General features: G+C 54.6%; 27 protein-coding genes. 23 read left to right on the top strand and 4 right to left on the bottom strand.

Going from position 1 to position 25558, the window contains the following annotated elements; all coding sequences use genetic code 11:
• The first annotated feature begins 145 nt into the window (after positions 1–145).
• The 18 genes from maeB (at position 146) to eutR (ending at position 17489) form a co-directional block, all read left to right on the top strand.
• The gene (gene maeB / locus A7Z29_RS12620; RefSeq protein WP_000342666.1) at positions 146–2425 is read left to right on the top strand and encodes an NADP-dependent oxaloacetate-decarboxylating malate dehydrogenase; all 2280 of its coding nucleotides are present in this window, start codon (positions 146–148) and stop codon (positions 2423–2425) included.
• Between the two features lie 290 nt (positions 2426–2715).
• Complete coding sequence (gene eutS / locus A7Z29_RS12615) at positions 2716–3051, top strand: ethanolamine utilization microcompartment protein EutS (RefSeq protein ID WP_000356956.1); 336 nt, start codon at positions 2716–2718, stop codon at positions 3049–3051.
• Positions 3052–3063: 12 nt separating this feature from the next.
• On the top strand, positions 3064–3543 hold the full coding sequence (gene eutP, locus A7Z29_RS12610; protein WP_000820741.1) for an ethanolamine utilization acetate kinase EutP: 480 nt from the start codon (positions 3064–3066) through the stop codon (positions 3541–3543).
• Positions 3518–4219 carry an ethanolamine utilization acetate kinase EutQ gene (gene eutQ, locus A7Z29_RS12605; RefSeq protein ID WP_000733924.1) on the top strand — a complete coding sequence of 234 codons (702 nt, stop codon included), beginning with the start codon at positions 3518–3520 and terminating at the stop codon, positions 4217–4219. The genes eutP and eutQ overlap by 26 nt, the downstream gene beginning before the upstream one ends.
• Positions 4216–5019: an ethanolamine utilization cob(I)yrinic acid a,c-diamide adenosyltransferase EutT gene (gene eutT, locus A7Z29_RS12600; RefSeq protein ID WP_105281141.1), complete on the top strand. Its 804-nt coding sequence runs from the start codon at positions 4216–4218 to the stop codon at positions 5017–5019. The genes eutQ and eutT overlap by 4 nt, the downstream gene beginning before the upstream one ends.
• Positions 5016–6032, top strand: a complete 1017-nt coding sequence (gene pta / locus A7Z29_RS12595) for a phosphate acetyltransferase (RefSeq protein ID WP_105290321.1) — start codon at positions 5016–5018, stop codon at positions 6030–6032. Before eutT ends, pta begins: the two co-directional genes overlap by 4 nt.
• A gap of 38 nt (positions 6033–6070) precedes the next feature.
• On the top strand, positions 6071–6364 hold the full coding sequence (gene eutM / locus A7Z29_RS12590; protein WP_000387713.1) for an ethanolamine utilization microcompartment protein EutM: 294 nt from the start codon (positions 6071–6073) through the stop codon (positions 6362–6364).
• Positions 6365–6470: 106 nt separating this feature from the next.
• On the top strand, positions 6471–6758 hold the full coding sequence (gene eutN / locus A7Z29_RS12585) for an ethanolamine utilization microcompartment protein EutN (RefSeq protein WP_000762199.1): 288 nt from the start codon (positions 6471–6473) through the stop codon (positions 6756–6758).
• 11 nt (positions 6759–6769) lie between these two features.
• Positions 6770–8173 carry an aldehyde dehydrogenase family protein gene (locus tag A7Z29_RS12580; protein WP_105290320.1) on the top strand — a complete coding sequence of 468 codons (1404 nt, stop codon included), beginning with the start codon at positions 6770–6772 and terminating at the stop codon, positions 8171–8173.
• 10 nt (positions 8174–8183) lie between these two features.
• Positions 8184–9020, top strand: coding sequence for an ethanolamine utilization protein EutJ (gene eutJ, locus A7Z29_RS12575; RefSeq protein WP_105290319.1), 837 nt, complete (start codon positions 8184–8186; stop codon positions 9018–9020).
• Positions 9010–10197 carry an ethanolamine utilization ethanol dehydrogenase EutG gene (eutG, locus tag A7Z29_RS12570; protein ID WP_105290318.1) on the top strand — a complete coding sequence of 396 codons (1188 nt, stop codon included), beginning with the start codon at positions 9010–9012 and terminating at the stop codon, positions 10195–10197. The genes eutJ and eutG overlap by 11 nt, the downstream gene beginning before the upstream one ends.
• A 116-nt stretch (positions 10198–10313) precedes the next feature.
• The gene (gene eutH / locus A7Z29_RS12565; RefSeq protein WP_000512384.1) at positions 10314–11540 is read left to right on the top strand and encodes an ethanolamine utilization protein EutH; all 1227 of its coding nucleotides are present in this window, start codon (positions 10314–10316) and stop codon (positions 11538–11540) included.
• The gene (gene eutA / locus A7Z29_RS12560; protein WP_105290317.1) at positions 11537–12940 is read left to right on the top strand and encodes an ethanolamine ammonia-lyase reactivating factor EutA; all 1404 of its coding nucleotides are present in this window, start codon (positions 11537–11539) and stop codon (positions 12938–12940) included. The genes eutH and eutA overlap by 4 nt, the downstream gene beginning before the upstream one ends.
• Before the next feature lie 11 nt (positions 12941–12951).
• Entirely contained in the window at positions 12952–14313 is a 1362-nt protein-coding gene (gene eutB / locus A7Z29_RS12555) for an ethanolamine ammonia-lyase subunit alpha (RefSeq protein WP_000769998.1), read from the top strand.
• A gap of 20 nt (positions 14314–14333) precedes the next feature.
• Positions 14334–15221: an ethanolamine ammonia-lyase subunit beta gene (eutC, locus tag A7Z29_RS12550; protein WP_105290316.1), complete on the top strand. Its 888-nt coding sequence runs from the start codon at positions 14334–14336 to the stop codon at positions 15219–15221.
• Between the two features lie 9 nt (positions 15222–15230).
• Entirely contained in the window at positions 15231–15890 is a 660-nt protein-coding gene (gene eutL, locus A7Z29_RS12545; RefSeq protein WP_001111028.1) for an ethanolamine utilization microcompartment protein EutL, read from the top strand.
• A 12-nt stretch (positions 15891–15902) separates the two neighbouring features.
• Entirely contained in the window at positions 15903–16391 is a 489-nt protein-coding gene (eutK, locus tag A7Z29_RS12540; RefSeq protein WP_010350327.1) for an ethanolamine utilization microcompartment protein EutK, read from the top strand.
• A gap of 45 nt (positions 16392–16436) precedes the next feature.
• Positions 16437–17489, top strand: coding sequence for an HTH-type transcriptional regulator EutR (eutR, locus tag A7Z29_RS12535; protein ID WP_032225906.1), 1053 nt, complete (start codon positions 16437–16439; stop codon positions 17487–17489).
• 5 nt (positions 17490–17494) lie between these two features.
• On the opposite strand, the gene hemF is transcribed toward eutR, so the two are convergent.
• Together hemF and amiA are read right to left on the bottom strand one after the other, a co-directional pair.
• Positions 17495–18394, bottom strand: a complete 900-nt coding sequence (gene hemF, locus A7Z29_RS12530; RefSeq protein WP_105290315.1) for an oxygen-dependent coproporphyrinogen oxidase — start codon at positions 18392–18394, stop codon at positions 17495–17497.
• 3 nt (positions 18395–18397) lie between these two features.
• Positions 18398–19267 carry an N-acetylmuramoyl-L-alanine amidase AmiA gene (gene amiA / locus A7Z29_RS12525; RefSeq protein ID WP_000102902.1) on the bottom strand — a complete coding sequence of 290 codons (870 nt, stop codon included), beginning with the start codon at positions 19265–19267 and terminating at the stop codon, positions 18398–18400.
• Between the two features lie 213 nt (positions 19268–19480).
• Here amiA and A7Z29_RS12520 point away from each other — a divergent pair, with 213 nt between their 5' ends.
• The 4 genes from A7Z29_RS12520 to yfeX all read left to right on the top strand — a co-directional run bounded on the left by A7Z29_RS12520 (position 19481) and on the right by yfeX (position 21973).
• Positions 19481–19906, top strand: a complete 426-nt coding sequence (locus A7Z29_RS12520) for a GNAT family acetyltransferase (protein ID WP_105290314.1) — start codon at positions 19481–19483, stop codon at positions 19904–19906.
• Positions 19893–20342: a DUF2919 domain-containing protein gene (locus A7Z29_RS12515; RefSeq protein ID WP_105290313.1), complete on the top strand. Its 450-nt coding sequence runs from the start codon at positions 19893–19895 to the stop codon at positions 20340–20342. Before A7Z29_RS12520 ends, A7Z29_RS12515 begins: the two co-directional genes overlap by 14 nt.
• Before the next feature lie 60 nt (positions 20343–20402).
• Positions 20403–20978 carry an RpoE-regulated lipoprotein gene (locus A7Z29_RS12510; RefSeq protein WP_000838931.1) on the top strand — a complete coding sequence of 192 codons (576 nt, stop codon included), beginning with the start codon at positions 20403–20405 and terminating at the stop codon, positions 20976–20978.
• A 95-nt stretch (positions 20979–21073) separates the two neighbouring features.
• Positions 21074–21973 (top strand): porphyrinogen peroxidase, encoded by a 900-nt coding sequence (gene yfeX / locus A7Z29_RS12505; protein ID WP_010344616.1) that lies wholly within the window; start codon positions 21074–21076, stop codon positions 21971–21973.
• A 146-nt stretch (positions 21974–22119) separates the two neighbouring features.
• On the opposite strand, the gene murP is transcribed toward yfeX, so the two are convergent.
• Complete coding sequence (murP, locus tag A7Z29_RS12500; protein WP_105290312.1) at positions 22120–23544, bottom strand: PTS N-acetylmuramic acid transporter subunit IIBC; 1425 nt, start codon at positions 23542–23544, stop codon at positions 22120–22122.
• A 3-nt stretch (positions 23545–23547) separates the two neighbouring features.
• Complete coding sequence (murQ, locus tag A7Z29_RS12495; protein ID WP_105290311.1) at positions 23548–24444, bottom strand: N-acetylmuramic acid 6-phosphate etherase; 897 nt, start codon at positions 24442–24444, stop codon at positions 23548–23550.
• Positions 24445–24673: 229 nt separating this feature from the next.
• On the opposite strand from murQ, the gene ucpA reads away from it, so the two are divergent.
• Positions 24674–25465 carry an SDR family oxidoreductase UcpA gene (gene ucpA / locus A7Z29_RS12490; protein ID WP_000517454.1) on the top strand — a complete coding sequence of 264 codons (792 nt, stop codon included), beginning with the start codon at positions 24674–24676 and terminating at the stop codon, positions 25463–25465.
• The last annotated feature ends 93 nt before the right edge of the window (positions 25466–25558 follow it).

Genomic DNA, 25558 nt, shown 5'->3' with positions numbered 1-25558 from the left:
TTATTGCCAAAATATTATTTTTATGAGGAGAGTTTGGACTTGCTCAAAGTCTGAAAGCTCCGGCAAGGTAATAATGTGCGCCATGTTGTGGGCTGAGGCAGTTGCCCACGCATTTTTGTGAACGTTACGTGAAAGGAACAACCAAATGGATGACCAGTTAAAACAAAGTGCACTTGATTTCCATGAATTTCCAGTTCCAGGGAAAATCCAGGTTTCTCCCACTAAACCTCTGGCCACGCAGCGCGATCTGGCGCTGGCCTACTCACCTGGCGTCGCCGCGCCTTGTCTTGAAATCGAGAAAGATCCGTTAAAAGCCTACAAATATACTGCGCGCGGTAACCTGGTGGCGGTGATCTCCAACGGTACGGCGGTACTGGGGTTAGGCAACATTGGCGCGCTGGCAGGCAAACCAGTGATGGAAGGCAAGGGCGTTCTGTTTAAGAAATTCGCCGGGATTGATGTGTTTGACATTGAAGTTGATGAACTCGATCCGGACAAATTTATCGAAGTGGTCGCTGCGCTGGAACCGACCTTTGGCGGCATCAACCTCGAAGACATTAAAGCGCCAGAATGCTTCTATATTGAGCAGAAACTGCGCCAGCGGATGAACATTCCGGTATTCCACGACGACCAGCACGGAACGGCAATCATCAGCACCGCCGCTATCCTTAACGGCTTGCGCGTGGTAGAGAAAAACATCTCCGACGTGCGGATGGTAGTTTCCGGCGCGGGGGCAGCCGCCATCGCCTGTATGAACCTGCTGGTGGCACTGGGGCTGCAAAAACATAACATCGTGGTTTGTGACTCGAAAGGCGTTATCTATCAGGGTCGAGAGCCGAACATGGCGGAAACCAAAGCCGCTTATGCGGTGGTGGATGACGGTAAACGTACCCTCGACGATGTAATTGAAGGCGCGGATATTTTCCTTGGCTGCTCCGGCCCGAAAGTGCTCACCCAGGAAATGGTGAAGAAAATGGCTCGCGCGCCGATGATCCTGGCGCTGGCGAATCCGGAACCGGAAATTCTGCCGCCGCTGGCGAAAGAAGTGCGTCCGGATGCCATCATCTGTACTGGTCGTTCTGACTATCCAAACCAGGTCAACAACGTGCTTTGCTTCCCGTTCATTTTCCGTGGCGCGCTGGACGTTGGTGCAACCGCTATTAATGAAGAGATGAAACTGGCAGCGGTACGTGCGATTGCTGAACTGGCTCATGCGGAACAGAGCGAAGTGGTTGCTTCTGCCTATGGCGATCAGGATCTGAGCTTTGGCCCGGAATACATCATTCCTAAACCGTTCGATCCGCGTCTGATCGTCAAGATCGCGCCAGCGGTGGCAAAAGCGGCAATGGAGTCCGGTGTGGCGACGCGTCCGATTGCTGATTTCGACGTCTACATCGACAAACTGACCGAGTTCGTTTACAAAACCAACCTGTTTATGAAGCCGATCTTCTCTCAGGCTCGCAAAGCGCCGAAGCGCGTGGTGCTGCCGGAAGGGGAAGAGGCGCGCGTTTTGCACGCGACTCAGGAACTGGTAACGCTGGGACTGGCGAAACCGATTCTTATTGGTCGTCCGAACGTGATCGAAATGCGTATTCAGAAACTGGGCTTGCAGATCAAAGCGGGCGTTGATTTTGAGATCGTCAATAACGAATCCGATCCGCGCTTTAAAGAGTACTGGAGCGAATACTTCCAGATCATGAAACGTCGCGGGGTCACCCAGGAACAGGCACAGCGTGCATTGATCGGCAATCCGACAGTGATCGGCGCGATTATGGTTCAGCGTGGCGAAGCCGATGCAATGATCTGCGGTACGGTGGGGGATTATCACGAACACTTTAGTGTGGTGAAAAATGTGTTTGGTTATCGCGATGGCGTTCACACCGCAGGCGCAATGAACGCGCTGCTGCTGCCGAGTGGTAACACCTTCATTGCTGACACCTACGTCAACGATGATCCAGACGCAGAAGGGCTGGCGGAGATCACGCTGATGGCGGCAGAAACTGTCCGTCGCTTCGGTATTGAGCCGCGTGTAGCCTTACTCTCGCACTCCAACTTTGGTTCTTCAAATTGCCCGTCGTCCAGCAAAATGCGTAAAGCCCTGGAACTGGTCAGGGAACGTGCGCCAGAACTGATGATTGATGGCGAAATGCACGGTGATGCGGCGCTGGTGGAAGCGATTCGCAACGATCGTATGCCGGACAGCTCTCTGAAAGGTTCCGCTAATATTCTGGTGATGCCGAATATGGAAGCCGCCCGCATTAGTTACAACTTACTACGCGTTTCCAGCTCGGAAGGTGTAACCGTTGGTCCGGTGCTGATGGGCGTGGCGAAACCGGTTCACGTATTAACGCCAATCGCGTCGGTACGTCGTATCGTCAACATGGTGGCGCTGGCCGTGGTTGAAGCGCAAACCCAGCCGCTGTAATTCTTTCTTAACTCTTACGCTTACCCTGAATATTCAGGGTAAGCGGTTTATCGCAATATATCAGAAGGGATTATTACTTGTTTTTCGAATAATAAAGCGCGCCATATAAAAATAAATCAATATCAATTTAATTATATTCATGTGCTGTTCATGAAAATTTATGCATTAGATAAAATATCTCTCCATTCTTAGTGATCTACCTCACCTTTTAAACTCCCTTGCCGAATTTTGTTATTTACTCTGACAAAAAATTGTCACGATAGCGCCAGATTTTTCACAGGCGGCGACTCATGGATAAAGAACGCATCATTCAGGAATTTGTGCCCGGTAAACAGGTCACGCTGGCGCATTTAATTGCGCATCCCGGTGAGGAACTGGCGAAGAAAATCGGCGTTCCCGATGCTGGCGCAATCGGCATTATGACGCTAACTCCCGGTGAAACAGCGATGATCGCCGGCGATTTAGCACTGAAAGCCGCCGATGTGCATATCGGTTTTCTTGACCGTTTTAGCGGCGCGCTGGTGATTTATGGCTCGGTGGGCGCGGTAGAAGAAGCGTTATCACAAACCGTCAGCGGTTTAGGGCGCTTATTAAATTATACGCTTTGTGAAATGACCAAAAGTTAATGCGAGGCATTCATGAAACGAATTGCGTTTGTGGGTGCTGTCGGAGCAGGAAAGACAACGTTATTTAATGCGTTGCAAGGGGATTATACCCTCGCGCGAAAAACGCAGGCTGTGGAATTTAATAATAAGGGTGATATTGATACGCCAGGTGAATATTTTAGCCATCCCCGCTGGTATCACGCCTTAATTACCACGCTACAGGATGTGGACATGCTGATATATGTCCACGGCGCAAATGATCCGGAAAGCCGATTACCTGCCGGGTTGCTGGATATTGGCGTCACTAAACGGCAAATCGCCGTCATCAGTAAAACGGACATGCCGGATGCTGACGTCGCCGCAACGCGACAGTTATTGCGCGAGACTGGCTTTGAAGAGCCGATTTTCGAGCTAAACAGCCACGACCCGCAAAGCGTGCAGCAACTGGTGGATTATCTGGCATCTCTCACCGAACAGGAGGAAGCAGGTGAAAAAACTCATCACAGCGAATGATATTCGTGAAGCCCATGCGCGCGGCGAACAGGCAATGTCCGTGGTTCTACGTGCCAGCATTATTACTCCGGAAGCCCGTGAAGTGGCGGATCTACTGGGTTTTACCATCACCGAATGCGATGAATCGACTCCGGTAACGGCGTCCGTTCCTGCCAGCGCACCTGCCGATAAAACCGAAAGTCAGCGCATTCGCGAAACCATCATCGCCCAACTGCCGGAAGGCCAGTTTACCGAAAGCCTGGTCGCGCAACTGATGGAAAAAGTGATGAAGGAAAAGCAGTCGCTGGAGCAGGGCGCAATGCAGTCGAGTTTTAAATCGGTGACCGGCAAAGGCGGCATCAAAGTTATCGATGGCGGCAGCGTGAAGTTTGGTCGTTTCGACGGCGCGGAGCCTCAATGCGTCGGGTTGACCGACCTGGTTACCGGAGATGACGGCAGCAGCATGGCTGCGGGTTTTATGCAGTGGGATAACGCCTTCTTCCCGTGGAAGCTGAACTACGACGAAATCGACATGGTACTGGAAGGTGAACTGCACGTTCGCCATGAAGGCGAAACCATGATCGCCAAAGCGGGCGACGTGATGTTTATCCCGAAGGGTTCCAGCATCGAATTTGGTACGACATCCAGCGTGAAATTCCTGTATGTCGCCTGGCCGGCTAACTGGCAATCCCTATGAAAGATTTCATCACCGAAGCATGGCTAAGAGCGAACCATACGCTTAGCGAAGGCGCAGAGATCCATCTCCCTGCGCACAGTCGCCTGACGCCCTCTGCCCGGGAGTTACTGGAAAGCCGCCATCTGCGCATCAAGTTTATTGACGAGCAGGGCAGCCTGTTTGTTGACGATGAACAGCAGCAGCCGCAGCGCGTTCACGGGCTGACCAGTAGCGATGAATATCCGCAGGCGTGCTGCGAACTCTGCCACCAGCCGGTGGCGAAAAAGCCAGACACGCTGACTCATCTGTCGGCGGAAAAAATGGTCGCTAAAAGCGATCCGCGCCTGGGTTTTCGCGCTGTTCTCGACAGCACCATTGCGCTGACAGTGTGGCTGCAAATTGAACTGGCGGAACCGTGGCAGCCGTGGCTGGCGGACATCCGTTCGCGTCTTGGCAACATTATGCGCGCCGATGCGCTGGGAGAACCGCTGGGCTGCCAGGCGATTGTCGGGCTTTCAGACGAAGACCTGCATCGGCTTTCCCATCAGCCGCTGCGTTATCTCGATCACGATCATCTGGTGCCGGAAGCCAGCCACGGGCGCGATGCCGCGTTGCTCAATCTGCTACGCACCAAAGTGCGTGAAACCGAGACGGTAGCGGCGCAGGTGTTTATCACCCGCAGTTTTGAAGTATTACGCCCGGACATCTTGCAGGCGCTGAACCGCCTTTCCAGCACAGTTTACGTGATGATGATCCTGAGCGTGACGAAGCAGCCGCTAACGGTGACGCAGATCCAACAACGACTGGGAGAGACGCCATGATAATTGAACGTTGTCGTGAACTGGCGTTGCGAGCGCCCGCCAGAGTGATTTTTCCGGATGCGTTAGATCAACGTGTGCTGAAAGCCGCGCAATATTTACATCAACAAGCTCTGGCAACGCCCATTCTGGTCGCCAATCCGTTTGAACTTCGCCAGTTTGCGCTCAGTCATGGTGTGGCGATGGACGGGCTACAGGTGATAGATCCACACAGCAATCTTGCGATGCGGGAAGAATTTGCCCACCGCTGGCTTGCTCGCGCAGGCGATAAAACGCCGCCGGACGTGCTGGATAAACTCACCGATCCGCTGATGTTTGCCGCCGCAATGGTCAGCGCCGGTAAAGCGAATGTTTGCATTGCGGGCAACCTCTCTTCCACGGCGAATGTGTTACGCGCCGGATTACGCATTATTGGTTTGCAGCCGGGCTGTAAAACGCTCTCCTCCATTTTCCTGATGCTGCCGCAGTACAGCGGCTCCGCGTTGGGCTTTGCCGATTGCAGCGTGGTGCCACAGCCGACGGCGGCGCAACTGGCGGATATCGCGCTTGCCAGCGCCGACACCTGGCGCGCTATCACCGGAGAAGAACCGCGCGTGGCGATGCTGTCGTTTTCCAGCAACGGCAGCGCCCGTCACCCCTGCGTTGCTAACGTTCAGCAGGCGACCGAAATCGTCCGTGAACGCGCGCCACAGCTTGTGGTGGATGGAGAATTACAGTTTGACGCCGCCTTCGTGCCGGAAGTGGCGGCGCAAAAAGCGCCTGCCAGCCCGCTACAGGGCAAAGCGAATGTAATGGTTTTTCCGTCGCTGGAAGCCGGAAATATTGGCTACAAAATCGCACAACGACTTGGCGGATATCGTGCCGTCGGGCCATTGATACAAGGGCTTGCCGCGCCGATGCACGATCTCTCTCGTGGCTGTAGCGTGCAGGAAATTATCGAACTGGCGCTGGTGGCAGCCGTACCGCGTCAGACAGAAGTGAACCGCGAAAGCAGTTTACAAACACTGGTTGAATGAACGGTCCCGTTCTGGACCCCTATAAAGAGGAAAACACAATGGAAGCATTAGGAATGATCGAAACCCGGGGCCTGGTTGCACTGATTGAGGCTTCTGACGCGATGGTAAAAGCTGCGCGCGTCAAACTGGTTGGTGTTAAGCAGATTGGCGGCGGCCTGTGTACTGCGATGGTTCGCGGTGATGTTGCTGCCTGTAAAGCGGCGACCGATGCCGGTGCCGCAGCGGCACAGCGTATCGGCGAGCTAGTATCTGTCCACGTTATTCCGCGTCCGCACGGCGACCTGGAAGAAGTGTTCCCGATCGGCCTGAAAGGCGACAGCAGTAACCTGTAATCACCCTGTGTGACGTCGATTCGGGCGTCACGCTCTCTCCTTTTTCTATTTACCTTCTGCGGAGGGTAGGGGGAGCTTTTACCTGAAATACGCCACGGAGGCGGGTATGAAACTGGCAGTCGTCACTGGACAAATTGTTTGTACCGTACGCCATCACGGACTGGCGCATGACAAATTGCTGATGGTGGAAATGATTGATTCACAGGGAAACCCTGACGGGCAGTGTGCCGTTGCCATCGACAACATTGGCGCAGGAGCCGGGGAGTGGGTGTTGCTGGTGAGTGGCAGTTCCGCCCGCCAGGCGCATAAAAGCGAAACGTCACCGGTCGATCTGTGCGTGATTGGCATCGTCGATGAGGTGGTCTCTGGCGGTCAGGTAATTTTCCACAAATAAGGCAGAACATCATGAATCAACAGGATATTGAACAGGTGGTGAAAGCGGTACTGCTGAAAATGCAAAGCAGCGACATGCCGCCCGCCGTCGTTCATGAGATGGGCGTTTTCGCTTCCCTGGATGACGCCGTTGCGGCAGCCAAAATTGCTCAGCAAGGGTTAAAAAGCGTGGCAATGCGCCAGTTAGCTATTGCTGCCATTCGTGAAGCAGGCGAAAAACACGCCAGAGATTTAGCGGAACTTGCCGTCAGTGAAACCGGCATGGGGCGCGTCGAAGATAAATTTGCCAAAAACGTCGCTCAGGCGCGCGGTACGCCGGGCGTTGAGTGTCTCTCTCCGCAAGTGCTGACGGGCGACAACGGCCTGACTTTAATTGAAAACGCGCCCTGGGGCGTGGTGGCTTCGGTGACGCCGTCCACTAACCCGGCGGCAACCGTAATTAATAACGCCATCAGCCTGATTGCGGCGGGCAACAGCGTCATTTTTGCCCCGCATCCGGCGGCGAAAAAAGTCTCCCAGCGGGCGATTACGCTGCTCAACCAGGCGATTGTTGCCGCAGGCGGGCCGGAAAACTTACTGGTGACCGTGGCAAATCCGGATATCGAAACCGCGCAACGCTTGTTCAAGTTTCCGGGCATCGGCCTTTTGGTGGTGACCGGCGGCGAAGCAGTGGTGGAAGCGGCGCGTAAACACACCAATAAACGTCTGATAGCCGCAGGTGCAGGCAACCCGCCGGTAGTGGTGGATGAAACCGCCGACCTTGCCCGTGCCGCTCAGTCCATTGTCAAAGGCGCTTCTTTCGATAACAACATTATTTGTGCCGATGAAAAGGTACTGATTGTCGTCGATAGCGTAGCCGATGAACTGATGCGTCTGATGCAAGGCCAGAACGCGGTGAAACTGACCGCAGAGCAGGCGCAGCAGCTACAACCAGTGTTGCTGAAAAATATCGACGAACGCGGAAAGGGCACAGTCAGCCGCGACTGGGTAGGTCGCGATGCGGAGAAAATCGCGGCGGCAATCGGCCTGAACGTGCCGCAAGAAACACGATTGCTGTTTGTGGAAACCACCGCAGAACATCCGTTTGCCGTGACCGAACTGATGATGCCGGTACTGCCGGTGGTGCGCGTCGCCAATGTGGCGGATGCCATTGCGCTGGCGGTGAAACTGGAAGGCGGTTGCCACCATACGGCGGCAATGCACTCGCGCAACATCGAAAACATGAACCAGATGGCGAACGCCATTGATACCAGCATTTTCGTTAAGAACGGACCGTGCATTGCCGGACTGGGTCTGGGCGGGGAAGGCTGGACCACCATGACCATCACCACGCCAACCGGTGAAGGGGTAACCAGCGCACGGACGTTTGTCCGTCTGCGTCGCTGTGTATTAGTCGATGCGTTTCGCATTGTTTAAGGAGTAACCGATGGCGCACGACGAACAATGGCTCACCCCGCGTCTGCAAACGGCGGCAACGCTGTGTAACCAGACGCCTGGCGCGACGGAGTCTCCGCTGTGGCTGGGGGTGGATCTGGGCACCTGCGATGTGGTGTCGATGGTTGTCGACCGCGAAGGTCAGCCGGTGGCGGTATGCCTCGACTGGGCCGATGTGGTCCGCGACGGCATCGTCTGGGATTTCTTCGGCGCAGTCACCATTGTTCGTCGCCATCTCGACACCCTTGAGCAGCAATTCGGTCGCCGTTTTAGCCATGCGGCGACGTCATTTCCCCCAGGTACGGATGCGCGTATTTCCATCAACGTACTGGAATCTGCCGGACTGGAAGTCAGCCATGTTCTGGATGAACCAACCGCAGTCGCGGATCTACTGCAACTGGATAACGCAGGCGTAGTGGATATTGGCGGCGGCACCACCGGTATTGCCATCGTGAAACAGGGCAAAGTGACTTACTCGGCGGATGAAGCCACCGGCGGACATCACATTTCTCTGACGCTCGCCGGAAATCGTCGTATTCCGCTGGAAGAGGCGGAGCAGTACAAGCGCGGTCACGGTGAAGAGATTTGGCCTGTGGTGAAACCGGTGTACGAAAAAATGGCGGACATTGTCGCGCGGCATATCGCAGGGCAGGGCATTACTGATTTATGGCTGGCAGGCGGCTCCTGTATGCAATCGGGCGTGGCGGAGCTATTTCGCAAACAATTCCCGACATTCCAGGTGCATTTACCGCAGCACAGTCTGTTTATGACCCCGCTGGCGATTGCCAGTAGCGGGCGAGAGAAAGCGGAGGGGATCTATGCAAAATGAATTGCAGACCGCGCTCTTTCAGGCATTCGATGCCCTGAATCTGCAACGGGTAAAAACATTTAGCGTTCCACCGGTGACGCTTTGCGGCTCTGGTGCGGTGAGCAGTTGCGGACAGCAGGCGCAAACGCGCGGGTTGAAACATCTGTTCGTGATGGCAGACAGCTTTTTGCATCAGGCGGGGATGACCGCCGGGCTGACGCGTAGCCTGGCGGTAAAAGGTATCGCCATGACGCTATGGCCATGTCCGGTGGGCGAACCGTGCATTACCGACGTGTGTGCAGCCGTGGCGCAGTTGCGTGAGTCAGGTTGTGACGGGGTGATCGCATTTGGCGGCGGCTCGGTGCTGGATGCGGCGAAAGCCGTGGCGTTGCTGGTGACGAACCCCGATAGCACGCTGGCAGAAATGTCAGAAACCCGCGTTCTGCAACCGCGCCTGCCACTGATTGCCGTTCCAACGACCGCCGGAACCGGCTCTGAAACCACTAACGTAACGGTGATTATCGACGCTGTGAGCGGGCGCAAGCAGGTGTTAGCACATGCCTCGCTGATGCCGGATGTGGCGATTCTCGATGCCGCGCTGACCGAAGGCGTGCCGTCGCATGTCACGGCGATGACCGGCATCGATGCGTTAACCCATGCCATTGAAGCGTATAGCGCACTGAACGCCACACCGTTTACCGATAGCCTGGCGATTGGCGCCATTGCGATGATTGGTAAATCGCTGCCGAAAGCGGTGGGCTACGGGCACGACCTTGCCGCGCGCGAAAGTATGTTGCTCGCATCATGCATGGCGGGAATGGCGTTTTCCAGTGCGGGGCTTGGGTTATGCCACGCGATGGCGCATCAGCCGGGCGCGGCGCTGCATATTCCGCACGGTCTGGCGAATGCCATGCTGCTGCCAACGGTGATGGAGTTTAACCGGATGGTATGCCGCGAACGTTTTAGCCAGGTAGGCAGGGCGCTGCGAACTAAAAAATCCGACGAGCGTGATGCTATTAACGCGGTTAGTGAGCTGATTGCGGAAGTTGGGATTGGTAAACGACTGGGCGATGTTGGTGCGACATCTGCGCATTACGGCGCATGGGCGCAGGCCGCGCTGGAAGATATTTGTCTGCGCAGTAATCCGCGTACCGCCAGCCTGGAACAGATTGTCGGCCTGTACGCAGCAGCACAATAAACGCCGGATGCGACGCTTGTCGCGTCTTATCCGGCCTACGGGATTGCACATGTAGGGCGGATAAGGCGTTCACGCCGCATCCGCCAATAAATAACAACTAACAGGGAGTAAAGGCGATGGGAATTAACGAAATCATCATGTACATCATGATGTTCTTTATGCTGATAGCTGCCGTAGACAGGATCCTGTCGCAGTTCGGCGGTTCTGCACGTTTCCTCGGTAAATTCGGTAAAAGTATTGAAGGATCGGGCGGGCAGTTCGAAGAAGGCTTTATGGCGATGGGCGCACTGGGTCTGGCGATGGTCGGTATGACCGCGCTGGCACCGGTACTGGCGCATGTACTTGGGCCGGTAATCATACCCGTTTATGAAATGCTCGGCGCAAACCCTTCCATGTTCGCCGGAACACTGCTGGCGTGCGATATGGGCGGCTTCTTCCTCGCCAAAGAGCTGGCGGGCGGTGACGTAGCAGCGTGGCTATACTCTGGGTTAATTCTCGGATCGATGATGGGGCCAACGATTGTGTTTTCCATTCCGGTGGCGCTCGGCATTATCGAACCCTCAGATCGTCGTTATCTGGCACTCGGCGTGCTGGCGGGCATTGTGACCATTCCGATTGGTTGTATCGCCGGTGGCCTGGTGGCAATGTACTCAGGCGTACAGATCAACGGCCAGCCGGTGGAGTTCACCTTCGCCCTGATTCTGATGAACATGATCCCGGTGCTTATCGTTGCGGTGCTGGTGGCGCTGGGGCTGAAGTTCATCCCGGAAAAAATGATCAACGGCTTCCAGATCTTTGCCAAATTTCTCGTTGCATTAATCACCCTCGGTCTTGCCGCTGCGGTGGTGAAATTCCTGCTTGGCTGGGAACTGATCCCCGGTCTTGATCCCATCTTCATGGCGCCTGGCGACAAACCTGGCGAAGTGATGCGCGCGATTGAGGTTATCGGTTCGATCTCCTGCGTCCTGCTTGGCGCGTATCCGATGGTACTGCTACTGACCCGCTGGTTTGAAAAACCGCTGATGAGCGTCGGTAAAGTGCTGAATATGAACAATATCGCGGCAGCAGGCATGGTGGCGACGCTTGCCAACAATATCCCGATGTTCGGCATGATGAAGCAGATGGATACTCGCGGCAAAGTCATCAACTGTGCCTTCGCCGTTTCCGCAGCCTTCGCCCTGGGCGACCATTTAGGCTTCGCGGCTGCCAACATGAACGCCATGATCTTCCCGATGATTGTCGGCAAGCTGATCGGCGGCGTCACGGCGATTGGCGTGGCGATGATGCTGGTGCCAAAAGAAGACGCGGCAACGGCTAAAAACGCAGCGGAGGCGCAATCGTGAGCACTCGCCAGCTACTGAGCGTCGGTATTGATATCGGCACCACTACCACTCAGGTGATCTTCTCCCATCTGGAACTGGTTAACCGTGCGGCGGTGTCGCAGGTGCCGCGCTACGAATTTATCAAACGCGAAATTAGCTGGCAAAGCCCGGTGTTCTTTACCCCTGTCGATAAACAGGGCGGTTTAAAAGAAGCGGAACTGAAAACCTTAATCCTCGAGCAATATCAGGCTGCGGGCATTGCGCCTGAAAGCGTCGATTCCGGCGCCATCATCATCACCGGCGAAAGCGCGAAAACCCGCAATGCCCGTCCGGCGGTGATGGCGCTCTCCCGGTCGCTGGGCGATTTTGTCGTCGCCAGCGCCGGACCGCATCTCGAATCCGTGATTGCAGGCCACGGTGCCGGGGCGCAAACCCTTTCTGAACAACGGTTATGTCGGGTACTGAATATTGACATCGGCGGTGGCACCGCGAACTACGCCCTGTTCGATGCCGGAAAAATCAGCGGGACTGCCTGCCTCAACGTCGGCGGTCGCCTGCTGGAAAACGACAGCCAGGGGCGCGTGGTTTACGCCCATAAACCGGGGCAGATGATTGTGGATGAGTGCTTCGGCGCAGGCACCGATGCCCGTTCACTGACCGGTGCGCAACTGGTGCAGGTCACCCGGCGGATGGCGGCGCTGATTGTCGAAGTGATTGACGGTACGCTCTCGCCGCTCGCGCAGGCATTGATGCAAACCGGTTTGCTGCCCGCAGGCGCTACGCCGGAAATCATTACGCTCTCCGGCGGGGTTGGCGAATGTTATCGCCACCAGCCCGCTGACCCGTTCTGTTTTGCCGATATTGGCCCGTTGCTGGCAACGGCGTTGCATGAGCATCCGCGCCTGCGTGAAATGAACGTGCAGTTTCCGGCGCAAACCGTGCGCGCCACGGTGATTGGCGCGGGCGCGCATACCCTTTCGCTCTCAGGCAGCACCATCTGGCTGGAGGGCATACAACTGCCGCTGCGCAATTTGCCAGTGGCGATCCCAATTGATGAAACGGATCTGGTGAATGGCTGGCAACAGGCGCTAATTCAGCTTGATCTATGCCCCAAAACTGACGCGTACGTGCTGGCACTTCCCGCCGGGCTTCCGGTGCGTTACGCCTCGGTACTGACGGTCATCAACGCGCTGGTCGATTTCGTCGCGCGTTTTCCGAATCCGCATCCCCTGCTGGTGGTAGCCGGGCAGGACTTTGGTAAAGCTCTGGGCATGTTATTGCGCCCACAGCTACAACAACTCCCGTTGGCAGTCATTGACGAAGTGATTGTTCGCGCGGGGGACTATATCGACATTGGTACGCCTCTTTTTGGCGGATCGGTTGTGCCGGTGACGGTGAAATCACTCGCATTTCCTTCCTGAGGGAACGACTTATGAAACTAAAGACCACATTGTTCGGCAATGTATATCAGTTTAAGGATGTAAAAGAGGTGCTGGCTAAAGCCAACGAACTGCGTTCGGGGGATGTGCTGGCGGGCGTTGCAGCGGCAAGCTCGCAGGAGCGCGTGGCGGCAAAGCAGGTGTTGTCGGAAATGACGGTGGCGGATATCCGCAATAATCCGGTGATTTCTTATGAAGAGGACTGCGTAACGCGGCTGATTCAGGACGACGTTAACGAAACGGCCTACAACCAGATTAAAAACTGGAGTATCAGCGAATTGCGCGAGTATGTGCTGAGCGACGAAACCAGCGTGGATGACATTGCCTTTACCCGCAAAGGGCTGACCTCGGAAGTGGTCGCGGCGGTGGCGAAGATTTGTTCCAACGCGGATCTCATCTACGGCGCGAAGAAAATGCCGGTGATCAAAAAGGCCAATACCACCATCGGTATCCCAGGCACTTTCAGCGCCCGTTTGCAGCCAAATGATACCCGTGACGACGTGCAAAGTATTGCCGCACAAATCTACGAAGGGCTTTCTTTCGGCGTGGGCGATGCGGTGATTGGCGTTAACCCGGTGACTGATGACGTGGAAAACTTAAGCCGCGTGCTGGACACCATTTACGGTGTTATCGACAAATTCAACATTCCAACTCAGGGCTGCGTGCTGGCGCATGTCACCACCCAGATCGAAGCGATCCGTCGCGGCGCACCGGGCGGGCTGATTTTCCAGAGTATTTGTGGCAGTGAAAAAGGGCTGAAAGAGTTTGGCGTGGAGCTGGCGATGCTTGACGAAGCCCGCGCAGTGGGCGCGGAGTTCAACCGTATTGCCGGGGAAAACTGCCTCTACTTCGAAACCGGGCAAGGTTCTGCGCTCTCCGCTGGCGCTAATTTCGGCGCTGACCAGGTGACGATGGAAGCGCGAAACTACGGGCTGGCGCGTCATTACGATCCGTTTATCGTCAACACCGTGGTCGGCTTTATTGGGCCGGAATATCTCTACAACGACCGGCAGATTATCCGCGCGGGCTTAGAAGATCACTTTATGGGCAAGCTGAGCGGCATCTCTATGGGCTGTGACTGCTGCTACACCAACCACGCTGACGCTGACCAGAACCTCAACGAAAACCTGATGATCCTGCTTGCTACCGCAGGCTGCAACTACATCATGGGGATGCCGCTGGGCGATGACATCATGCTCAACTATCAGACCACCGCCTTCCATGACACCGCCACAGTGCGTCAGTTACTCAACCTGCGTCCGTCACCGGAGTTTGAACGCTGGCTGGAAAGCATGGGCATTATGGCAAACGGTCGCCTGACCAAACGGGCGGGCGATCCGTCACTGTTCTTCTGATGACGCGGAGATAACACATCATGGATCAAAAACAGATTGAAGAAATTGTACGCAGCGTGATGGCGTCAATGGGGCAGGCGGATGCCGCGCCAGCGGAAACCAAATGCGCCACCACAACGTGCGCTGCGCCGGTGACCTCTGAAAGTTGCGCGCTGGATTTAGGTTCCGCTGAAGCGAAGGCATGGATTGGCGTGGAAAATCCGCATCGCGCAGACGTATTAACAGAACTGCGTCGCAGCACCGTGGCTCGCGTTTGTACCGGTCGTGCCGGCCCGCGTCCGCGTACTCAGGCGTTGCTGCGTTTCCTGGCCGACCACTCTCGTTCGAAAGATACCGTACTGAAAGAAGTGCCGGAAGAGTGGGTGAAAGCGCAGGGTTTGCTGGAAGTACGCTCTGAAATCAGTGACAAAAATCTCTACCTGACTCGCCCGGACATGGGGCGTCGCCTGTGTGCGGAAGCTGTTGAAGCCTTGAAAGCACAGTGCGTTGCCAATCCGGACGTACAGGTCGTTGTCTCCGATGGTTTGTCAACTGATGCCATCACCGTCAACTATGAAGAGATCCTGCCGCCGCTGATGGCAGGTCTGCAACAGGCGGGGCTGAAAGTCGGTACGCCGTTCTTTGTGCGTTATGGTCGCGTGAAAATTGAAGACCAGATTGGCGAACTTCTCGGCGCGAAAGTGGTTGTCCTGCTGGTGGGTGAACGTCCGGGGTTAGGGCAGTCGGAAAGTCTCTCCTGCTACGCTGTTTACTCGCCGCGTATGGCGACCACCGTTGAGGCCGATCGCACCTGCATCTCTAACATTCACCAGGGCGGTACACCGCCGGTTGAAGCCGCAGCCGTCATTGTGGATTTGGCGAAACGTATGCTGGAGCAGAAATCATCCGGCATCAACATGACCCGATAAGGAGGCATCATGCCAGCTTTAGATTTGATTCGACCGTCGGTCACCGCCATGCGGGTGATTGCCTCCGTTAACGCTGATTTTGCGCGTGAACTGAAATTACCGCCGCATATTCGTAGTCTCGGGCTGATTTCTGCTGATTCCGATGACGTCACCTACATTGCGGCTGACGAAGCGACCAAGCAGGCGATGGTCGAAGTGGTGTATGGCCGCTCGCTGTATGCCGGAGCGGCGCACGGACCGTCACCGACTGCCGGTGAAGTGCTGATTATGCTCGGCGGGCCAAACCCGGCGGAAGTGCGTGCCGGCCTGGATGCGATGGTTGCGCATATTGAAAATGGCGCGGCGTTCCAGTGGGCGAACGATAAGCAAGACACCGCATTTCTCGCGCATGTGGTTTCGCGTACCGGTTCTTATCTCTCATCAACCGCCGGGATCACGCTTGGCGATCCGCTGGCGTATCTGGTGGCGCCGCCGCTGGAAGCGACCTATGGCATTGATGCGGCGTTGAAATCGGCTGACGTGCAACTGGTGACCTATGTACCGCCACCGTCAGAAACCAACTATTCAGCGGCATTTTTAACCGGTAGCCAGGCCGCGTGTAAAGCGGCCTGCAACGCCTTTACCGATGCAGTGCTGGAAATCGCGCGTAATCCAATCCAGCGTGCGTAACGGAGGTTGCCGATGATCAATGCACTGGGATTGCTGGAAGTGGACGGCATGGTCGCCGCGATAGATGCAGCGGATGCCATGCTGAAAGCGGCTAACGTGCGTCTGCTCAGTCACGAAGTGCTTGACCCAGGTCGATTAACGCTGGTGGTGGAAGGCGATCTGGCGGCGTGTCGTGCGGCGCTGGACGCAGGTTGTGCCGCCGCGATGCGTACCGGGCGTGTCATCAGCCGTAAGGAGATTGGTCGGCCTGATGATGACACCCAGTGGCTGGTTACTGGCTTTAATCGCCAGCCGAAGCAACCTGATGCGTCCGCTATTGCCGAGGGATCTGCTGACGAGTTGTTGGCGCTGTTAACATCAGTACGTCAGGGAATGACGGCAGGAGAAGTGGCTGCCCACTTTGGCTGGCCGCTGGAAAAAGCCAGAAATGCGCTCGAACAGCTCTTTTCTGCCGGGACGTTACGTAAACGCAGTAGTCGTTATCGTCTCAAGCCCCATTAACCTGTCGGAGGTGCCGGGTGTCATACAACACCCGGCATTAACATCATGAAAAAGACCCGTACAGCCAATTTGCACCATCTTTATCATGAACCCTTACCCGAAAACCTGAAGCTCACGCCGAAGGTCGAAGTGGATAATGTTCATCAACGACAGACAACGGATGTCTATGAACATGCCTTGACGATTACCGCCTGGCAGCAGATTTACGATCAGCTCCATCCGGGCAAGTTTCATGGTGAATTTACGGAAATCCTGCTCGATGATATTCAGGTTTTCCGTGAATACACCGGTCTGGCGCTGCGTCAGTCGTGCCTGGTCTGGCCGAACTCGTTCTGGTTTGGCATTCCGGCGACACGAGGTGAACAGGGATTTATCGGTTCGCAATGTCTGGGAAGCGCAGAAATTGCCACGCGCCCTGGTGGAACCGAGTTTGAATTAAGTACGCCTGACGATTACACAATTCTTGGCGTGGTGCTTTCTGAAGACGTCATTACCCGGCAGGCTAACTTTTTGCATAATCCGGATCGGGTATTACATATGCTGCGTAGCCAGTCGGCGCTGGAAGTGAAAGAGCAGCATAAAGCCGCGCTGTGGGGCTTTGTCCAGCAGGCGCTGGCGACGTTTTGCGAGAACCCGGAAAATCTTCATCAGCCTGCTGTGCGTAAAGTGCTGGGGGATAATTTGCTAATGGCGATGGGGGCGATGCTGGAAGAAGCGCAGCCGATGATGACGGCGGAAAGCATCAGTCATCAGAGTTACCGTCGATTGCTTTCCCGCGCCCGTGAATATGTGCTGGAAAACATGTCCGAACCGGTGACGGTGCTGGACTTGTGTAATCAACTGCATGTCAGTCGCCGCACGTTACAAAACGCGTTTCACGCTATTTTAGGCATTGGCCCGAACGCGTGGTTGAAACGTATTCGTCTGAACGCCGTGCGACGCGAACTGATAAGCCCGTGGTCGCAAAGTACAACGGTAAAAGACGCCGCCATGCAATGGGGATTCTGGCATCTGGGGCAATTCGCCACGGATTACCAGCAACTGTTTGCCGAGAAGCCGTCACTGACGCTGCATCAGCGGATGCGGGAGTTGGGGTGAGGGAGTTACACCCAATCCCTGACCTGAATAAACTCACTCAACGCCGCTTCCGGACTGCCTTCTTCCGGCTGATAATCGTACTCCCAGCGTACCAGCGGCGGCATTGACATCAGGATCGATTCGGTGCGCCCGCCAGTTTGTAAGCCAAACAGCGTGCCGCGATCCCAGACCAGGTTGAATTCGACATAACGACCGCGACGGTAGAGCTGGAAATTACGCTCGCGCTCGCCGTATTCCATCGCTTTACGTCGCTCTACAATTGGTAAATAAGCGTCGGTGTAGCCTTTGCCTACCGCCTGCATAAAGGCAAAACAGTGGTCGAAATCTGGCGTGTTCAGATCATCAAAGAACAGCCCGCCAATACCGCGCTGTTCGTTGCGATGTTTGAGGTAGAAGTATTCGTCGCACCACTTTTTATAACGTGGATAAACGTCTTCGCCAAACGGCTGGCACAGGTCACGGGCGGTGCGGTGCCAGTGAATGGCGTCTTCTTCAAAGCCATAGAAGGGGGTTAAGTCGAAGCCGCCGCCAAACCACCAGACGGGTTCGGCACCCGGTTTTTCGGCAATAAAAAAGCGCACATTCGCGTGGCTGGTGGGAACATACGGGTTATGCGGATGCACGACCAGCGAAACGCCCATCGCCTCGAAACTGCGCCCGGCAAGTTCCGGGCGATGAGCGGTGGCGGAAGACGGCATTGCATCGCCGTGGACGTGTGAAAAGTTGACGCCTGCCTGTTCGAAAACACCACCATTACGCAACACCCGGCTACGTCCGCCGCCGCCAGCGTCGTGCTGCCAGCTATCTTCGACAAACTCTGCGCCATCTACGGCGCTTAGCTGCTGGCAAATTGTGTCCTGAAGGTTGAGCAGGAACTGTTTAACCTGGTGTGCGTCGGGCTTCATAACTTACCGTTTTTTCGAGTGTGCTTTCTGGTTGTCAAACCAGTGGAAATAACTGATCACGCCTTCAGCAATCGCTGTGGCGATTTTCTGACGAAACGCCGCCGTGCCTAACAGTCGCTCTTCTTCCGGGTTGGTGATAAACGAAGTTTCCACCAGCACTGAAGGAACCGACGGTGATTTCAACACCACAAACGCGGCTTGCTCAGTGTTGCGGCTGTGCAGCTTATGCACCGGCTTAATCTTCTTCAGAATATGCGAGCCAAGCGTCAGGCTGTTTTTAATGGTATCTGTTTGCACCAGATCAAACAGCACTTGCTGCAATAGATGATCTCTGTCAGTCGCTTTTTTCCCGGCGACTTCATCGGCACGGTTTTCGCGTTCCGACAAATATTTTGCCATCGCACTACTTGCGCCACGGTTAGAGAGGGCAAAGACTGATGCACCTGCGGCTTTTGGGTTGGTAAAGCCGTCGGCGTGAATTGACATAAACAGATCCGCGCCATGTTTATGGGCGATTTCAACGCGATCGTACAGTGGGATAAACGTATCGCCAGAACGCGTTAAACGCGCATCAATGCCATGATTGCGCAAAATGGAACGGACGTTTTTAGCAATCGCCAGCACCACGTGTTTTTCTTTCGAACCGTTGCGACCGATCGCCCCGGTATCAATCCCGCCGTGGCCTGGATCGAGAACAACGACACGTTTGCCGCCAGCTTTTTTGGCTTTTGGCTTGCTGTGTCCGTTACTGGTTTTTAAAGGTTCTTCTTTGGCGATGGCTTGCGACATGCCTGACAACGTCAGGGCAGCCAATCCGGCTTTCAGCACCTGGCGGCGCGAAGTGAGTGTTTTTAGTGGTTTAAAAGTGCTCATACGGCCTGAGTTGTAATAATAAAGTTCCAGATGTTATATCGTATCGCGTAATCCGTTACGACCGTTTGCTGTTGAGAATTGTTTTACTTTTCATTTCAATAGTTGACAACTCCCCATTATGCCACTTTTTCAACCGATTTTCGTCAGATATTGGCTAATTCAACCGTTCACGCCATAATCACCCTTTTAACCCGCAAAAAGGTAACGAATACCATGGAGATACGCGTATTTCGCCAGGAAGATTTCGAAGAGGTCATCACCCTTTGGGAGCGTTGCGACTTGCTGCGTCCGTGGAATGATCCGGAAATGGACATCGAGCGCAAGATGAACCATGACGTCAGTTTGTTTCTGGTCGCTGAGGTGAACGGTAAAGTGGTGGGAACGGTGATGGGCGGTTATGACGGGCATCGCGGATCTGCTTATTATCTTGGCGTGCATCCTGAGTTTCGTGGGCGTGGCATTGCTAATGCGCTGCTTAATCGGCTGGAGAAAAAGCTGATTGCTCGCGGCTGCCCGAAAATTCAGATCAACGTGCCGGAAGATAACGACATGGTGCTCGGAATGTATGAACGCCTGGGATATGAACACGCCGACGTGCTGAGTCTGGGTAAGCGTTTGATTGAAGATGAAGAGTACTGAGTTTCATCCTGTCCATTATGATGCGCACGGACGCCTGCGTTTACCTTTTCTCTTCTGGATTGTGCTTTTGCTACAGGCGCGAACCTGGGTACTGTTTGTTATTGCCGGTGCATCGCGCGAGCAGGGTAGTGCGCTGCTGAATCTGTTTTATCCCGATCACGATAATTTCTGGCTGGGGCTGATTCCTGGCATTCCGGCAGTGCTGGCGTTTTTGTTGAGCGGTCGGCGGGCTACGTTTCCCCGTATCTGGCATGTGCTCTATTTTCTGTTGCTGTTAGCGCAGTTCGTTTTGCTTTGCTGGCAACCGTGGCTGTGGCTGAACGGCGAATCGGTTAGCGGTATCGGTCTGGCGCTGGTAGTGGCAGATATTGTGGCGTTAATCTGGCTTTTGACCAATCGACGTTTACGCGCTTGTTTTAATGAAGAAAAAGAATAACGGCACTTTTTGGTGAATTTGCACTCCAAGCAACGTTATTGAATAACCAAAGGAAGTGACATGAAATCGCTGCGTTTATTGTTATGCGCTATGCCGTTGATGCTGACCGGCTGTTCCACGATGTCGTCAGTTAACTGGTCTGCCGCTAACCCGTGGAACTGGTTTGGGTCGTCCACCAAAGTGAGCGAGCAGGGCGTGGGTGAATTAACGGCGTCCACACCACTGCAAGAACAAGCCATTGCCGATGCGCTTGATGGCGATTATCGCCTGCGCAGCGGAATGAAAACCGCGAACGGCAACGTGGTGCGCTTTTTCGAAGTGATGAAAGGCGACAACGTGGCGATGGTGATTAACGGCGATCAGGGCACAATCAGCCGTATTGACGTGCTGGATAGCGATATTCCTGCTGATACGGGTGTTAAAATCGGAACACCGTTTAGCGACCTTTACAGCAAAGCATTTGGCAATTGCCAAAAAGCTGATGGTGATGATAATCGTGCTGTCGAATGTAAAGCCGAAGGCAGTCAACATATTAGCTACCAGTTCAGCGGTGAGTGGAGTGGTCCTGAAGGGTTAATGCCTTCAGACGATACCCTGAAAAACTGGAAAGTCAGTAAAATTATCTGGCGGCGTTAATTTGCGTCTGAACAAACCGCCGCCGCGAAAAAACACGTAAAATAGCGCCCAACAATGCCACGGATTGCGTGGCATTCTTATTTTCAGGAGGAACAATGTCTCAGGTTCAGAGTGGCATTTTGCCAGAACATTGCCGCGCAGCGATTTGGATTGAAGCCAACGTAAAAGGGGATGTTGATGCCCTGCGTGCGGCCAGTAAAACCTTTGCCGATAAACTGGCAACCTTTGAAGCAAAATTCCCGGACGCGCATCTCGGTGCTGTGGTTGCCTTTGGTAACAACACCTGGCGTGCTCTGAGTGGCGGCGTTGGGGCCGAAGAGCTGAAAGATTTTCCGGGCTACGGTAAAGGTCTTGCGCCGACGACCCAGTTCGATGTGTTGATCCACATTCTTTCTCTGCGTCACGACGTAAACTTCTCTGTCGCTCAGGCGGCGATGGAAGCCTTTGGTGACTGCATTGAAGTGAAAGAAGAGATCCACGGCTTCCGTTGGGTTGAAGAGCGTGACCTGAGCGGCTTTGTTGACGGTACAGAAAACCCGGCGGGTGAAGAGACGCGTCGCGAAGTGGCGGTTATCAAAGACGGCGTGGATGCGGGCGGCAGCTATGTGTTTGTGCAGCGTTGGGAGCACAACCTGAAGCAGCTTAACCGTATGAGTGTTCACGATCAGGAGATGATGATCGGGCGCACCAAAGAAGCCAACGAAGAGATTGACGGCGACGAACGTCCGGAAACCTCTCACCTGACCCGCGTTGATCTGAAAGAAGACGGCAAAGGGCTGAAGATTGTTCGCCAGAGCTTGCCATACGGTACAGCCAGCGGCACGCACGGTCTGTACTTCTGCGCTTACTGCGCACGTCTGCACAACATTGAGCAACAGCTGCTGAGCATGTTTGGCGATACTGATGGCAAACGTGACGCAATGTTACGTTTCACCAAACCGGTCACTGGCGGCTATTACTTCGCACCGTCGCTGGACAAGCTGATGGCGCTGTAAGTTTTACTCACGCACCTGTAGCGTCTTGCCGGAGCGGCGTAAATGCTTTATCCGGCCTGTATGATCGTTAAAATTCAATAAATTGTAGTTAACCTGCAGGCCCGATAAGCGTAGCGTATCGGGCTGTTTTGTTTCTAAGTTACGGCTTAGTCCAGATTGACGTCACGGCAGCCAAAGAGCGTGGTGAAAATGAACCCGCTAATCCATGCCACCAGAATCCCACCTGCATACACAGCCATTGCCGGAAGGATGCCTTGTGCCGAAGTCATCAGCGGCAACGCTACCAGGCCAGACGGCCCAAAGGCACTGTTTAGCCCCATCGGCAGACCCCACCATGCGATAAGACCAATAAACAATCCACCTGCTGCGCCGCCTAAACAAGCGGTAACAAACGGTTTCATGCGCGGCAGGGTGACACCGTAAATCAACGGTTCACCAACGCCCAGCAGACCAGGGATAATCGCCCCGCGCACCTGGCTGCGTAAGGCACTGTGCGGCTGCGCGCGCCAGTAAAGCGCCAGCGCCGCGCCCACCTGACCTGCGCCTGCCATTGAAAGGATCGGGAATAGACTGTTGAAACCCTGGCTGTCCATCAAGGCAAGATAAACGGGAATAAAGCCCTGATGCACGCCGAAGACCACGGCAATCAGGAACAGTCCGGCAAGCACTGCACAGCCAAGTGGATTACTGTTCAGATGCATAAACAGCCAGGACATGCCTTCGAATAACCAGCCTCCCAGCGGCATAATCACCAGATATGCCAGCGTAGCGGTGATCAGCAGAGTGATTAACGAGGTCAGCAGCATGTCGAGATCGTCCGGCATAAATTGACGCACCATACCTTCAATGCGGGCGCAGGCCCAGGCGGCAATCAGTACGCCGATGATATTTCCGCGCGGATCGATAGGCAGGCCGAAGAAATCGTGAAAACCAGCGTAGTAACCGGTGGTCGCGCCTGGGTTATAACCGAGCAAAAACAGTGCGGCGATAATCGCGCCATTTACACCTGTGCCGCCGAAGGCCTGAGCGGCGTTATATCCCACCAGGATCACCAGGAAGGTGAATAAGCCTTTGCTGAATACCTTCATAAAATTCAGCGCATCGGGCAGCGTTCCCTGGGCATCTGCCGGAACGTGCATCACCGTGGCGATTAACGTCGCAATCCCCAGCAGCAGACCGGCGGCAATAAATCCGGGGATTAGCGGCGTAAAGATAGTGGCGAATTTGGCGAGAAATTGCTGCACGCCAGAGGTTTGTCTGGCTTTTAACTGACGTTTGTTCTGAGCGGCGATTTCTGCGGCATCCTGCACTGGTGTTTCACCCAACAACACGCTCATCGCTTTTGCGGCACGATGCGCTTTGCCCGACCCAAATACCACCTGTACTTGATCGTTGGTCAAAATGACACCCTTCACCCCTTCCAGCGTTTTGATATCAGGATCAACCAGTGAACTGTCATGTACACCGAGACGCAGACGCGTCATACAGTGACCACAACTGGCGATATTTCCCGCGCCGCCGACGCGGGTAAGAATGGTGTTCAGAAGCTCACTGCTGATCTCTTTAGCCATAGGTTATTCCTTTTCCAGAGCCTTACGAATAAAACCCCCATGCTGCGCCAGGCGTTTTTTCGCTTCTGCGGCATTGAGATTTTTCAAGACCATTACAATCGCTGTTTTGCAGTGGCGATCGCAGGCAATTAGCGCCGCTTCCGCCTGTTCCGCGCTACATCCGGTCGCGTTTTTGACAATATTGACCTGGCGCACGTGTAGTTTTTCATTGGTGGCGACCACATCGACCATCAGGTTGCCGAACACTTTTCCTGACTTAATCATCAGCCCGGTGGAGAGCATGTTGAGCACCAGTTTCTGCGCCGTACCTGCTTTCATCCGCGAAGAACCGGTAACCACTTCAGCCCCGACGACTGGCGTAATAGCAAACTCTGCGGTTGTTGAAACAGCACTACCGGGATTACAGGAAATGCCCACCGTGCGGCAGCCCAACTGGCGAGCGTATTCCAGCCCGGCAATCACATACGGCGTGCGACCACTGGCAGCAATACCGACAACCACATCCTGCGCCGTTAACGCAATATTTTTCAGATCGTTGACGCCGCCTTCCCGGCTGTCTTCCGCGCCTTCCACCGCGTGCTGAATGGCATATTCGCCGCCAGCAATCAAACCAACCACCAGACCAGGTTTCACGCCGTAGGTTGGGGGGCACTCGCTGGCATCCAGAATCCCCAACCGACCGGAAGTTCCGGCACCGAGATAAATCAGACGACCGCCACCGCTGACCTGGGCGTGGATGACATCAATCGCCGCTGCGATATCCGGCAGTACTCGCTCAACGGCCAATGGAACGGTTTTATCTTCATCATTGATAATTCGGCACATTTCCAGCGTCGATACGCGGTCGATTTCAGCCGAGGCGCTGTTCGAACCTTCAGTAATCATTTTTTCAAGTTGCATATACAATCACCTTAAATATTTGCCTTCGAATAATTTCATATGGAGTGAATCATATCTCCCTGCCTGATTATGTACAGCAGGGAATGCATACAATGACAGAGTTGTGGTTAAGGGAGATTTTACTTAAGATTTTCCTGAATTTAGATCCACTCCTCAGCATTGATCTGTTATTCAGGTATGGTAGGGACAATAGAGCGTAATGCTCTGTATTCAAAAGGAGAAACTTGAAATGGGTAAACTCACGGGCAAGACAGCACTGATTACGGGCGCATCGCAAGGCATTGGTGAAGGAATTGCCAGAACCTTTGCGCGTCATGGCGCAAACCTAATCTTGCTGGATATCTCCCCTGAGATTGAAAAGCTGGCGGATGAGCTGTGTGGTCGTGGTCATCGCTGTACGGCGGTAATTGCCGATGTACGCGACCCGGCGTCAGTTACGGCAGCGATCAAGCGCGCGAAGGAAAAAGAAGGGCGCATTGATATTCTGGTGAATAACGCAGGTGTTTGCCGTCTGGGTAGTTTTCTTGAAATGAGCGATGACGATCGCGATTTCCATATTGATATCAATATCAAAGGTGTCTGGAACGTCACGAAGGCGGTGCTGCCGGAGATGATTGCCCGCAAAGATGGTCGCATTGTGATGATGTCTTCGGTCACCGGCGATATGGTGGCCGATCCGGGCGAAACAGCGTATGCCTTAACGAAAGCGGCGATTGTGGGGCTGACCAAATCGCTGGCAGTGGAGTATGCACAGTCGGGGATTCGCGTTAATGCAATCTGCCCGGGATACGTTCGCACGCCAATGGCGGAAAGCATCGCCCGTCAGTCAAATCCGCAAGATCCGGAATCGGTGCTCACCGAAATGGCAAAAGCAATCCCGCTGCGTCGCCTCGCCGATCCGCTGGAAGTCGGCGAACTGGCAGCCTTCCTCGCGTCGGATGAATCCAGCTATTTAACAGGTACACAGAATGTGATCGATGGCGGTAGCACACTACCGGAGACGGTTAGCGTCGGCATCTGATTCACCTCTGTTTCCTCCCTGCATTAGTGGGGAGGATTTCGTCTTGAACTAAGTTCACCAGGCTATTTTATTTGTCATTTTTGCCCCGGGCAG

The organism is Escherichia sp. MOD1-EC6842, assembly GCF_002965705.1.
Taxonomy (GTDB): domain Bacteria; phylum Pseudomonadota; class Gammaproteobacteria; order Enterobacterales; family Enterobacteriaceae; genus Escherichia; species Escherichia ruysiae.
Note: the sequence above shows the minus strand (reverse complement) of the source record. Positions and strands in the feature narration are given on the sequence as shown.

Excerpts from the sequence above, each read along its gene's own strand:
- maeB (WP_000342666.1), top strand. The coding sequence starts at position 146 with ATGGATGACCAGTTAAAACAAAGTGCACTTGATTTCCATGAATTTCCA.
- eutS (WP_000356956.1), top strand. The coding sequence starts at position 2,716 with ATGGATAAAGAACGCATCATTCAGGAATTTGTGCCCGGTAAACAGGTC.
- eutP (WP_000820741.1), top strand. The coding sequence starts at position 3,064 with ATGAAACGAATTGCGTTTGTGGGTGCTGTCGGAGCAGGAAAGACAACG.
- eutT (WP_105281141.1), top strand. The coding sequence starts at position 4,216 with ATGAAAGATTTCATCACCGAAGCATGGCTAAGAGCGAACCATACGCTT.
- pta (WP_105290321.1), top strand. The coding sequence starts at position 5,016 with ATGATAATTGAACGTTGTCGTGAACTGGCGTTGCGAGCGCCCGCCAGA.
- eutM (WP_000387713.1), top strand. The coding sequence starts at position 6,071 with ATGGAAGCATTAGGAATGATCGAAACCCGGGGCCTGGTTGCACTGATT.
- eutN (WP_000762199.1), top strand. The coding sequence starts at position 6,471 with ATGAAACTGGCAGTCGTCACTGGACAAATTGTTTGTACCGTACGCCAT.
- A7Z29_RS12580 (WP_105290320.1), top strand. The coding sequence starts at position 6,770 with ATGAATCAACAGGATATTGAACAGGTGGTGAAAGCGGTACTGCTGAAA.
- eutJ (WP_105290319.1), top strand. The coding sequence starts at position 8,184 with ATGGCGCACGACGAACAATGGCTCACCCCGCGTCTGCAAACGGCGGCA.
- eutG (WP_105290318.1), top strand. The coding sequence starts at position 9,010 with ATGCAAAATGAATTGCAGACCGCGCTCTTTCAGGCATTCGATGCCCTG.
- eutH (WP_000512384.1), top strand. The coding sequence starts at position 10,314 with ATGGGAATTAACGAAATCATCATGTACATCATGATGTTCTTTATGCTG.
- eutB (WP_000769998.1), top strand. The coding sequence starts at position 12,952 with ATGAAACTAAAGACCACATTGTTCGGCAATGTATATCAGTTTAAGGAT.
- eutC (WP_105290316.1), top strand. The coding sequence starts at position 14,334 with ATGGATCAAAAACAGATTGAAGAAATTGTACGCAGCGTGATGGCGTCA.
- eutL (WP_001111028.1), top strand. The coding sequence starts at position 15,231 with ATGCCAGCTTTAGATTTGATTCGACCGTCGGTCACCGCCATGCGGGTG.
- eutK (WP_010350327.1), top strand. The coding sequence starts at position 15,903 with ATGATCAATGCACTGGGATTGCTGGAAGTGGACGGCATGGTCGCCGCG.
- eutR (WP_032225906.1), top strand. The coding sequence starts at position 16,437 with ATGAAAAAGACCCGTACAGCCAATTTGCACCATCTTTATCATGAACCC.
- hemF (WP_105290315.1), bottom strand. The coding sequence starts at position 18,394 with ATGAAGCCCGACGCACACCAGGTTAAACAGTTCCTGCTCAACCTTCAG.
- amiA (WP_000102902.1), bottom strand. The coding sequence starts at position 19,267 with ATGAGCACTTTTAAACCACTAAAAACACTCACTTCGCGCCGCCAGGTG.
- A7Z29_RS12520 (WP_105290314.1), top strand. The coding sequence starts at position 19,481 with ATGGAGATACGCGTATTTCGCCAGGAAGATTTCGAAGAGGTCATCACC.
- A7Z29_RS12515 (WP_105290313.1), top strand. The coding sequence starts at position 19,893 with ATGAAGAGTACTGAGTTTCATCCTGTCCATTATGATGCGCACGGACGC.
- A7Z29_RS12510 (WP_000838931.1), top strand. The coding sequence starts at position 20,403 with ATGAAATCGCTGCGTTTATTGTTATGCGCTATGCCGTTGATGCTGACC.
- yfeX (WP_010344616.1), top strand. The coding sequence starts at position 21,074 with ATGTCTCAGGTTCAGAGTGGCATTTTGCCAGAACATTGCCGCGCAGCG.
- murP (WP_105290312.1), bottom strand. The coding sequence starts at position 23,544 with ATGGCTAAAGAGATCAGCAGTGAGCTTCTGAACACCATTCTTACCCGC.
- murQ (WP_105290311.1), bottom strand. The coding sequence starts at position 24,444 with ATGCAACTTGAAAAAATGATTACTGAAGGTTCGAACAGCGCCTCGGCT.
- ucpA (WP_000517454.1), top strand. The coding sequence starts at position 24,674 with ATGGGTAAACTCACGGGCAAGACAGCACTGATTACGGGCGCATCGCAA.